This is a genomic window from Accumulibacter sp., assembly GCF_016789985.1.
Classification (GTDB): domain Bacteria; phylum Pseudomonadota; class Gammaproteobacteria; order Burkholderiales; family Rhodocyclaceae; genus Accumulibacter.
In genome coordinates, this window is the sequence record NZ_JAEUOL010000078.1 from 1 (window position 1) to 9,468 (window position 9,468).

8 protein-coding genes and 1 pseudogene are annotated in these 9,468 nt (G+C 64.2%); 5 read left to right on the forward strand and 4 right to left on the reverse strand.

Annotation, left to right across the window (positions count from 1 at the left end; genetic code table 11):
- The first annotated feature begins 143 nt into the window (after positions 1-143).
- Positions 144-314 (forward strand): hypothetical protein, encoded by a 171-nt coding sequence (locus JNK99_RS04630; protein WP_291849296.1) that lies wholly within the window; start codon positions 144-146, stop codon positions 312-314.
- A 252-nt stretch (positions 315-566) separates the two neighbouring features.
- On the opposite strand, the gene JNK99_RS04635 is transcribed toward JNK99_RS04630, so the two are convergent.
- Positions 567-767 (reverse strand): hypothetical protein, encoded by a 201-nt coding sequence (locus JNK99_RS04635; RefSeq protein WP_291849299.1) that lies wholly within the window; start codon positions 765-767, stop codon positions 567-569.
- Positions 768-810: 43 nt separating this feature from the next.
- Here JNK99_RS04635 and JNK99_RS04640 point away from each other — a divergent pair.
- Positions 811-1,025, forward strand: a pseudogene (locus JNK99_RS04640) (transposase); the annotation flags it as partial.
- A 139-nt stretch (positions 1,026-1,164) separates the two neighbouring features.
- On the opposite strand, the gene JNK99_RS04645 reads toward JNK99_RS04640, so the two are convergent.
- Both JNK99_RS04645 and JNK99_RS04650 read right to left on the reverse strand, forming a co-directional pair.
- Positions 1,165-2,238: a VCBS repeat-containing protein gene (locus JNK99_RS04645; RefSeq protein WP_291849302.1), complete on the reverse strand. Its 1,074-nt coding sequence runs from the start codon at positions 2,236-2,238 to the stop codon at positions 1,165-1,167.
- Between the two features lie 111 nt (positions 2,239-2,349).
- A complete protein-coding gene (locus JNK99_RS04650; protein ID WP_291849305.1) occupies positions 2,350-2,850 on the reverse strand; it encodes a periplasmic heavy metal sensor in 501 nt (166 codons plus the stop codon).
- A 197-nt stretch (positions 2,851-3,047) separates the two neighbouring features.
- Between JNK99_RS04650 and JNK99_RS04655 the strand changes: the two genes are divergently transcribed.
- Complete coding sequence (locus JNK99_RS04655) at positions 3,048-3,764, forward strand: response regulator (RefSeq protein ID WP_291849308.1); 717 nt, start codon at positions 3,048-3,050, stop codon at positions 3,762-3,764.
- Complete coding sequence (locus JNK99_RS04660; RefSeq protein WP_291849311.1) at positions 3,761-5,077, forward strand: ATP-binding protein; 1,317 nt, start codon at positions 3,761-3,763, stop codon at positions 5,075-5,077. The genes JNK99_RS04655 and JNK99_RS04660 overlap by 4 nt, the downstream gene beginning before the upstream one ends.
- A gap of 24 nt (positions 5,078-5,101) precedes the next feature.
- On the opposite strand, the gene JNK99_RS04665 is transcribed toward JNK99_RS04660, so the two are convergent.
- Positions 5,102-8,647: a choice-of-anchor L domain-containing protein gene (locus JNK99_RS04665; protein ID WP_291849314.1), complete on the reverse strand. Its 3,546-nt coding sequence runs from the start codon at positions 8,645-8,647 to the stop codon at positions 5,102-5,104.
- A 211-nt stretch (positions 8,648-8,858) separates the two neighbouring features.
- Between JNK99_RS04665 and JNK99_RS04670 the strand changes: the two genes are divergently transcribed.
- Positions 8,859-9,468, forward strand: a 610-nt coding sequence (locus JNK99_RS04670; RefSeq protein ID WP_291849318.1) for a DUF533 domain-containing protein, incomplete at its 3' end; no start/stop codon positions are given.

Consider the following 9,468-nt stretch of genomic DNA (forward strand, 5'->3'; position numbering starts at 1 on the left):
GGCTTCGCGCCGCGTTGCCGAGCCGCCCTCCGCTCTTCGGGCGCGACCCGCCCTCAACGCTGCGGGCAACTCGGCAAAGCCTTTCCAGCTCGAAGGAAATTTAAAGAAAGCATGTTGCACTAACCCGGAGTCTCCCGCCAGCGGTGATCGCCACCCTCGGCCGCATCGAAGCGGTGCGTACCGGCGGCGGCGACTTGCTGCTCAACGGCCTGCTGCGGGCGGCGGGCCGGCCCACTCTGGAAGAGGGCTCCGGCGAGGTGGCCTTTGCGCCGGCGATCTCCGTTGGCGACACGTGCTTGCTCAGCGCGCTGTGACAGGACTTGGGGTTCGCCGACGCCTTTCGTCGGCTGCTGTGCAACCGCCGGCAGTTCGATGCCGAAAAGCTGCTGCGGGTGATGGTGTTCAACCGGCTGGGTGACCCGGAATCCAAGCTCGGCATCCTGCGCTGTCTGGAGGGACCCGGGTTCCCGAGGTCAGCGCCGAGTCGGTGCCGATGCCCTGGCCCCCCTTGATCCGTTTTACCCGCTGTTCATTGAACTCCGCCGTGAATTCCCTCTTCGGTATCTTCAACTTCTTCTCTCCTTCCCGTTTGCCAGGGCTTCATACCCCATCCCCTGGAAGACGAAATTTCGGGGGAAGATCAGGCGGACGATTCCCCCCTCCTTGGCATGACCGAAGTGCCGCAGGTTCTCCGACTGCTCGCTTCCGCCTTCGGTCCGGATCGTCGTCAGGTCGTAGAAGACGATTGCCAGCTTCTGATCGATCAACGGGGCCGCAACAGGTGGCGAGTGTCTCGTCCAGCCGGCCGGCGTGCTCCGCCAGCGTATCCATCGTGCGCAGGAGGTGCCGTGCTACGGCGTCGTGGCGCGGGAACCGGGAATCAGCGAGCACTCACTGCGCAACTGGGTCAAGGCATTCGATGCCGGCAAGCTTACTGAACAAGAAGCCAAGGCAGTGACACCGGAACAGATGGAGTTTCCAGGGTGCGCGCAGAGGGGGTCAGGCTGCGGCGGGAAAACGAAATCCTAACCCCCCCCCGCCTCATGGATAGAACCGTGCGGCCATATACACTGATCTCGCACGGACAGTGGCCGCCGTACCCCCCTGCGGCTGGGCACAAGTTTCCGCGATGCGCCCCTGCTCCACCAGCTTGCGTTGCCCGTCTCAAATGCTCAGGTCGATCTGCTGCAACGAGCCGACGGCACCGTTTTCCTGCAGCAAGATACCGCTGCTGCGAATCTGACCGAGGGTTTCGTTGCTCGGACTGCGCAGATCGAAGGGAGTGGCCAGTCGGGCCAGTCCGAGAGCGCCGACCGCGGTTTTCTGCAGACTGCGCAACCGACCGCCGCCGCTGGCATCGGGCGTCCATATCGCCAACTGGCCGTAAGCCGCATCGTTTTCGTCGATCCAGCCGTTGCCGTCGCCGTCGAGTGCAGCGAGATCGGCAAAACCGTCGCCGCTCTGCGTACCGAACAGTTCGCTGCCGTCATTGATCCGGCCATCGTGGTTGCGATCGAGCACCAGGAAGCCGCTGCCGGAGACGAGCAGGTTGACGCTGTCGGCCGCACCGTCGGCGTCGAGGTCGAAGCGGAATCGCTGGTCGCTCAAGCGGGCCGCCATGCCGGAAAAATTGACCACCAGAGGGTCCTTGCGCTGACGAACCGCATCGCCGAGGTGCAGACTGAAAGTGCTTTCCTCATGGAAAGTGTGCGACATCGACAATTCCAGCTCGAAGCGGATCTCCTGGCCATCGGCCGTCTTCACCACACCGTTGGCCGAGAAGGAGGTCTGTTCGAACTCGCTGTGCGTGGCGTGATGGTCGTATTCCACACCGTAGCCGGCCGCCGGCGCGGGCGGCGGGGAGACGCTCCGGTTGCCGGTTGCGGTGGCGGTGACGGGCGGTTCGAGGGCCACGACAGTGGCCGGCAGAGAAGCGGCATCGAACACTCGGGCCTCCTCGCCGGTCAGCATCAGGATGATCGCCCGCAGCAACGACAGTTGCGGGTCGTTCTCCGCTTGCTCGAGGCCGGGCTCGACGGCACTCGCCTCGGCGGCTTGGGCTGCCCTGCCCGCCTCGGAAAGCGACACACGCTCGCCGGCGGAAACCGACTGCCCGGCCTCCGTACCGAAGACCGGGCGCTGCGCCCCCGTCCACATGCGCAAGGATGCGCTGACCTCGTCCCGTTGCATCCAGGAGTGGGATGAAACCATCTGCAACTCGGAGCTGGCGATTCTCATGGCGGCTTCCTGATCGGGTCGTTGGCTCTTTAACGGCCGGCGAGGCTTCTTTCTTGAGCGCTCAGCGGCCGCAACAGCCCAAACCTCCGGGACGACCGCCTGCCCTGCCGCTCAGCCTCCTGCCGGACCGCCGGGCCCGAAGCGCCCGCCCGGCCCCATGCGCTCGAACCGGCTCTTGAAGAACAGACGCGCCTTTTCCTTCTGTGCCGCGTCGAGACTGTCGTAGACGGCAAGCCAGCGGTCGCGGCCGGCTGCACGCTGTTTACCACCGGCTTCACGCATTTCGTCCATTTGTTTGAGGACGACGCGCAGGTCGGCCCCCGGCTGGCTGACGGTGGCCAGGATTTCCTCGCGCTGCTTGCGCATCTGTTCGCCCCTGTCGCGCACGCTGTTCGTGCTGAACTGCTCGGCTTCCTGCCAGAGGGCTTCCTGTCTGGCATCGAGCTTGAGCTCGCCGTGCAGCCGCGACATTTCCTGCGGGTGAGGGCTCATGCCGTGCTGCATGCGGCCGCCACCACAGCGCTCGGGGTTGACGGCAAACGCCGTGCCGGCGACGCCGACGGACAGCAGGATGGCCGCCATGAGAAGACGGGGAGAGAATTTCGATTTCATGTCTGAACTCCATTTCTGAGATTGATGAATCACCAGCAGCGCTGTCTGGAACTCCGCTGGCGATGGCGCCATTCTGCCGCGCCGCCAGTTGCAAAGAATTTCGTCGCCAACGGCACCTGATTGCAAATTGTTGCCGCCGCACGGGCCGGCCTCGAGGCTGGCATAGAATGCCGGTCATTGCCCCATCGGCCACGACCATGAAGAAAATCCTGCTGATCGACGACGATGCCGAGCTGCGCCAGTTGCTCGCCACCTATCTGGGTCGCCACGGCTTCGACACCCTGCTGCTGCCCGATACCCGCCAGCTCGATGCATTCCTCGAACGCTTCGAGCCGCAGTTGCTGGTGCTCGACCTGATGCTCCCCGGCGAGGACGGCCTGGCCGCTTGCCGGCGGCTGCGGGCGCGCGGCGAGATGCGACCGGTAATCATGCTGACCGCGCGCGACGAACCGGTGGACCGCGTCATTGGCCTCGAAATGGGCGCCGACGATTATCTTGGCAAGCCCTTCGACCCGCGCGAACTGGTCGCCCGCATCGAAGCCGTGCTGCGCCGTGGAGCACGCCCGTCGGCGGCGCCCGATCCGGCTGGTGGCGTCGTGTGCTTCGGCGACTGGCTGTTCGACCGCGCCGCGCGCCAGTTGTCGAAGGGGTCCGAAATGGTGCCGTTGACGAGTGGCGAGTTTGCCCTGCTCAACATCCTGGTGGCCAATGCCAATCGCCCGATGAAGCGTGAGCGGCTGCTCGAACTGACACGCGGCGAAACCAGCGAGGCCTTCGACCGGGCGATCGACGTGCAGATTCACCGCCTGCGGCGACTGATCGAGGTCGACCCGACGCGCCCACGCTATCTGCAGACCGTCTGGGGGATCGGCTATGTCTTCGTGCCCGACTCGCCGGGTGACGCCACGCCATGACGCCGCGCCTGTTCCCCGCCTCGCTGGCCGGGCGGACGGTGCTGCTGGTGATTGCCGTCATCGCCGTCGCCGAACTGGCGACCTTCTCGTTGATCGGACATTTTCGCCGCAGCTCGCACGTCAACCAGACAGTGCAACTGATCGCCGGCCAGGTGCATCTGCTGCAGGTCGTTCTGCCGGGACTCGAAGAAAGTGCCAGAGAGGCCCTGAGTGCGGCCGATAACGGCGAGCAGGAGCTGCAACTGCGCGCCGATGGCCCCGGCGTGCCGAGGCATCAGCCGCGTTTTCCTTTCGCCCAGCGTCTGGCCGACGATCTTGCCCAGCGCCTCGGTGCACCGGTCCTGCTGCGACATGGTGGTCCGGGTCAGCGTACCGGCCTGTGGATCGGCTTCAGCGCGGCCGGCGAGCGCTGGTGGCTGGTGCTGCCACCGCCGCGTTTCGAGCCACAGGCCCTGCCCAGCGACCTCTGGCTGTTTCTCGCCCTGACGCTGGCCAGTGTGCTACTGATCGCCGGCCTCTTCGTGCGCGGTATCGTCGGGCCACTGGCTCGCCTGGGCGAGGCGGTGGCGGCGACCGGCGGTGGTGCGGCACGCACCGCGACGCCGGAGGGGCCGCTGGAAGTACGGCGCCTGGCCGAACGTCACAACACGATGTTGAGTCAGCTGGCCGGTGCCGCAGCCGAGCGACGCGAGATGCTCGCCGGCCTGACGCACGACCTGCGCGCCCCGCTGACCCGCCTGCGGCTACGCCTGGAACTGCTCGACAGCGACACCGAGCGTGCCGGCATGGTACGCGACGTCGACGACATGGAACGTATCGTCGGCCAGTGTCTCGCCTTTCTGCGCAGCGAGGGCGGCGAACAATCGAGCACTGCCGTCGTTCTGGCACCCCTGTTGCGCGAGGAGATCGGCCGCCAGCGCGAACTCGGACGACCGGTCGAGCTGAGCATCAGCGAGGCTGCCGAGAGCTGCCAGGTGGCGATCAGCCCCGGCAATCTGCAACGCCTGCTCGACAACCTGATTGACAACGCCCTGCAGCACGGGGCGCCACCGGTCGAGGTTCAACTGGCGAGGAACGATGGATCCAGCGCCATCCTGCGTGTCCGTGACCACGGACCGGGGATCGCCGACGCCGACCGTGGACGCGCGCTCGAGCCCTTCGCCCAGCTCGACCCGGCACGCGCCACCGACGGCAGTTGCGGCCTCGGGCTGGCCATCGTGCGACGCATCGCGACCGGCTGCGGCGGCGAGGTTGGTCTGAAAAATGCACCCAGCGGGGGCCTCGAAGTCGTCGTCCGCCTGCCCACGAGCTGATTGCCCGGCCGATCAGGACACCGATCAAATCACCAGGAAGTCAGAGTTGGTCAGCGCCAGCCCGCTGCTGAGGGTGGCGAACTGCACCGCGGCGGCCGTGCCACTGCCATCGACATCGTAGTAGAGCGCTCCGGAAGTGCTGTCGTAGATCACGTAATCGTCGGCATCGGCCGCGCTGTCGATCCCGCTTCCGGAACGAAACGATCCGGCCGCCAAGGTTGCATTCGCCGTCAGTGATGTGAAGATGGCATTCTGCAACTGAATGGTGTCGTCGGGTACGCTGAACCCGACAATCGTGTCGACATTGGCAGACACGTCGAGCAGACTGTCGAAGCGAATGATGTCTTTGCCGGCGCCGGCGTCCAGCGTGTCGTTCCCCGGACCGCCGTTGAGCGTATCGTTGCCGTCGAGCCCGATCAGCGTGTCGTTCCCGGCATTGCCGCGCAGGCCGTTGGCCAGCCCGTTGCCGGTCAGGGTGGCGTCAGTCTTCACGTTGAGGCAAAGGTTCTCGACTTGGTCGGCGAGACTGTAACTGCCGTAGGCATAGACGCTGTCGGTACCCTCGCCAACGTTTTCGACCACGACATCGCCACCGTCAGCATAGTAGATGTCGTTCCCCAGACCGCCGGTGAGCACATTCGAGGCGCCGTTGGCCTGGCCGTAGAGGATATTGGCCAGTTCGTTGCCGGTTGCGTCGATCGGCGTGCTGCCGCTGAGGGACAGCCGCTCGATGTTGGCGCCGAGGGTCCACGTGACACTGCTGTAGACGAGGTCGTTGCCTTCTCCGTACGCCTCGACGATGCTGTCGCCCGTGTTGTCGACATAATAGCGGTCGTCACCGGCCCCACCATCCAGAGTGTCGGCACCCGAACCGCCGTTGAGCGTATCGTTGCCGGCCAGACCATGGATCAGATCACCGATGTCGGTGCCCTTGAGACTGTCGTTACCGGCTGTGCCATCGAGACGCGAGATCACGCTCAGGACGAAGGAGTCCGACACTTTGGCGCCATCAGCGTCGCTCGCCGAAACCTCGATTTCCAGGATGCCTGCGTCGGCCAGTCCGGCAGTGCCGGTGAAGGTCCCCGTCGCAGCATCGAACAGGAGCCAGGCCGGCAAGGCGGCACCACCCGCCATCGTCGCACTCAGCGCGAGCATGTCACCGGCGTCAAGGTCATCGAACGTGCCGGCCGGGATGGTGAAGCTGAAGGCCGTCTTGCACGAGGCGCTCTGATCAGCCAGCGGACTGGCCAAGGTCGGGGCATGGTTCGCCGGAATGACGAACAGCTGGCTGCCCGGCGCAGAACCGCCCAAACCGTCGACCACCGAGTAACCCAGCTCGACGGGACCGCTGAAGCCTTCCGGCGGCATGAAGGTCCAGCTCCCGTCGCCATTGTCTTGCAACGTGCCACTGCTGTTGGCTGTCAGGCCAACCACGGACAGCGAATCGCCATCCGGGTCGCTGAACCCGGCCAGCAGATCGCCAGCCATGATCAGGTAGGGTACGCCACCCGCGCCATCCGGCAAGCTGGCGGTTGCCGACCCGGTCGGTGCCTGATTGACGTGCACACTCAGATCGGCGATCGATGTCGACGCAATGCCTCCCTGAATGCTCAAGAGATCCTGCCACTCCTGTTCGATGGCACTCACACCACCGCCGTCGGCAATCGCGTCGGACATTGCCGAATTACGATCGAATATCTCGCGCAGCGGCTGCGGATAGTCGTTCTTGTTGGTGATCCCTGTGATATCGACGCCAAGAATCGTGGCCAGATCATCCGCGCTGGCCAGATCGAGTTGCTGCCCATTGCCGGCGGCATCGAGCATCGCCAGGGTCAAGGACACACCCGTGTCATCGTCGGAAAGGGAGGTCAGTATGGCCACCTGGACCGCAAGCCTTTCAAATGCGAGCGCCCCCGGGTTGCCTGGATCGCCTTGCAGAACGGCCCATGCGTCGTAATGCAGGAGATTGACCAAGGGATCGATTCCCAACACCTGCTTGACCGACTGGCTTGCCAGGTTGGGCGAGATTCCCAGATCGATCGCGTCCTGTACCAGGGTCGTCAGGGGGTTCATGGTGCTCGCCCCCAGCGGCGCCGTGAGTTGCAGCAGCGTGACGATGAGGTCGCCACCATTGGGATCGAGAATGTTCTTCGCCGCACTGACCGGACTTTCCGCGTTTGCCGCGTTGTCGGTGTAACTCGCGACGACGCGAATCTGTCCTCCGGCGTCACCGGCTGCCACGTCATAGTGAGCACCGTTCGCTCCGGCAATGTCGATCCAGTTGCCGCCGTTCAAGACCTGCCATTGATAACTGACTGCAGCGGGAACACCATCCGGATCATTGACGGTGGCTGCGAGCGTCTTTCCCAAACTGCCGACGCCCGAGATCAGCACCGTTCCGGGATGGTTGACATTGCCGCCTGCCGGTACCGGACTCAGACCACCCGGGTTCAGCCAGAAGAGGCCGTCGCTGAACTGGATCAACTCCACGGTGGCGAGCGTGTCGCTCCCCTCGGAAGTATTGCCGGTCTTGCTGTCGCTGACCAGATAAGAGTCGGTCGAAACGTCGTAGGTGACACTGTATTCGACACTCGCCCCCGAATAGACTGCGGTGTCGCTGCCGTCACCTCCGTCCAGGCTGTCGTCGCCACTGTCTCCCTTGAGGCCATCATCACCGCTACCTCCGAACACCTGGTCGTTACCGCTGCCGGCGACCACGATATCGTCACCAGCACCAGCGTAGACGATGTCATCGCCAGCCTTCAGATCGAAATACTCGTCCTTGCCGCTGCCCGAAATCGTGTCGCTGGCATCCGTACCAGAGACTGGCGGTGCCATCACGACGCCGGAACCCGGGATGTTCCCCGCCGAAAGATTGGCGATGAACACTCCGCTATCGTAGATGTGGTCGCCGGTATCGGCGATACCGATCTTTATCCTGTTGATGCCTGCCTGAATCGGGGCGACGATCTTCAGTACATGGCTGACACCATCGTATTCGATCGGCAAAACGTTGCTGGCGTTGTCGATGAAATATCCTGCCGCCAGATTGGCGCTGACCACGCTCAAAGGATGCATCGGGTCGTGGCTGAAGAGTGCATAGTTGACGCCATTGACCAGGACCACCGCGGAGTCGACGAACTGATCGACCCATTCCGGATACTCGTCCGAACCGAATACCAGGTCGAAACTCACCGAGGTAGCGCCGGGATCGGCAACCGTAAAATCGAACCTCAGGGTGGTGGCGTCATAGGACTGCGTTTGAAAAACCGTATTGACCACTGCGTTGATGTCGGGGTCACCGTTGTCGAATCCGCTGCTCCCGCTGTTGTCGTCCCCGAACCAGCCTACGGTGTTGCTCGTCCCCGGTGTGGTACCGGAAGTGAGCAACAATCCCGCGCCGATGCCGAGGGGAGCCAGCGAGCCATCGTAGAAGTTGACGGCGGAAGGTCCGGAAACCACCATCTGCACGGACCCGGCAACGATACTGATCCCGGAATCAGGGGCCAGGAGGGCGCTCGTCAGGGCCGCGTAGTTGGACCCCGCATAAACGGTAAAAGGTGTCGGCATGGCGCGAACTCAGGAAAAAAGGACAGCGTAGAGGGCGCTCCTTAAGTCCACCTTAACGATGATGACTCTATTGCCGACCAACCCTTCCAGCAACAGCCCTTTCGGCACTCCGGCCGGATGGTGGGCACAGTGCCGCCGCTCTCCTTGCTTGTGCCGCGGAACTTGTTGATACTCGCCAAACTCAAGGCTCATTTAAGCGGAGACACCAAACATGAACGAGCAGGAACAGAAGGCCATTCTGACCCTCAGTCTGATGGCCGCTTTTGCCGACGGCAGCAAGGACGAGAACGAGCGGGCCGAACTGAAGCGGATCGCCGATGCGCTGGCCGGCGAAGGATCGATCAATCTCGCCGCGCTGTACCAGGATGTGCTGCTCAAACGGGTGTCGATGTCCGCAGCGGTGGCCATGCTGGGCACGCCGGAAGCGCGGCAACTGGCCTTCGAGATGGCGGTCTGCATCTGCGACGCCGACGGGGTGCAGTCGCCGGCCGAAAAGCAGTTCCTCGCCGATCTGCGCAGCGCTCTGGCGCTCGACGTGGCGCAGGCGACCGCCTACTCGCGGCAGGCGGAGGAGATCGCCGGTCTGCCGGTGACCTGGGGTGCGAGCGCCGGGACGACCAGCCCGCCGCCGGCCGGGCCGGAACCGTCCGCCGCCGGCCCGGCGTCGATCATGAGCGAGACCGAACTGGACAAGACGATCCTCAACGCGGCGATCCTCAACGGCGCGCTCGAACTGCTGCCGGAGTCGCTGTCGACCATGGCGATCATCCCGCTGCAGATGAAGCTGGTCTACGGCATCGGCAAGTCCTACGGCTTCGAAC

Coding starts and splice junctions, on each gene's coding strand:
- JNK99_RS04660 (WP_291849311.1), top strand. CDS start 3,761: ATGACGCCGCGCCTGTTCCCCGCCTCGCTGGCCGGGCGGACGGTGCTG.
- JNK99_RS04655 (WP_291849308.1), top strand. CDS start 3,048: ATGAAGAAAATCCTGCTGATCGACGACGATGCCGAGCTGCGCCAGTTG.
- JNK99_RS04645 (WP_291849302.1), bottom strand. CDS start 2,238: ATGAGAATCGCCAGCTCCGAGTTGCAGATGGTTTCATCCCACTCCTGG.
- JNK99_RS04650 (WP_291849305.1), bottom strand. CDS start 2,850: ATGAAATCGAAATTCTCTCCCCGTCTTCTCATGGCGGCCATCCTGCTG.
- JNK99_RS04665 (WP_291849314.1), bottom strand. CDS start 8,647: ATGCCGACACCTTTTACCGTTTATGCGGGGTCCAACTACGCGGCCCTG.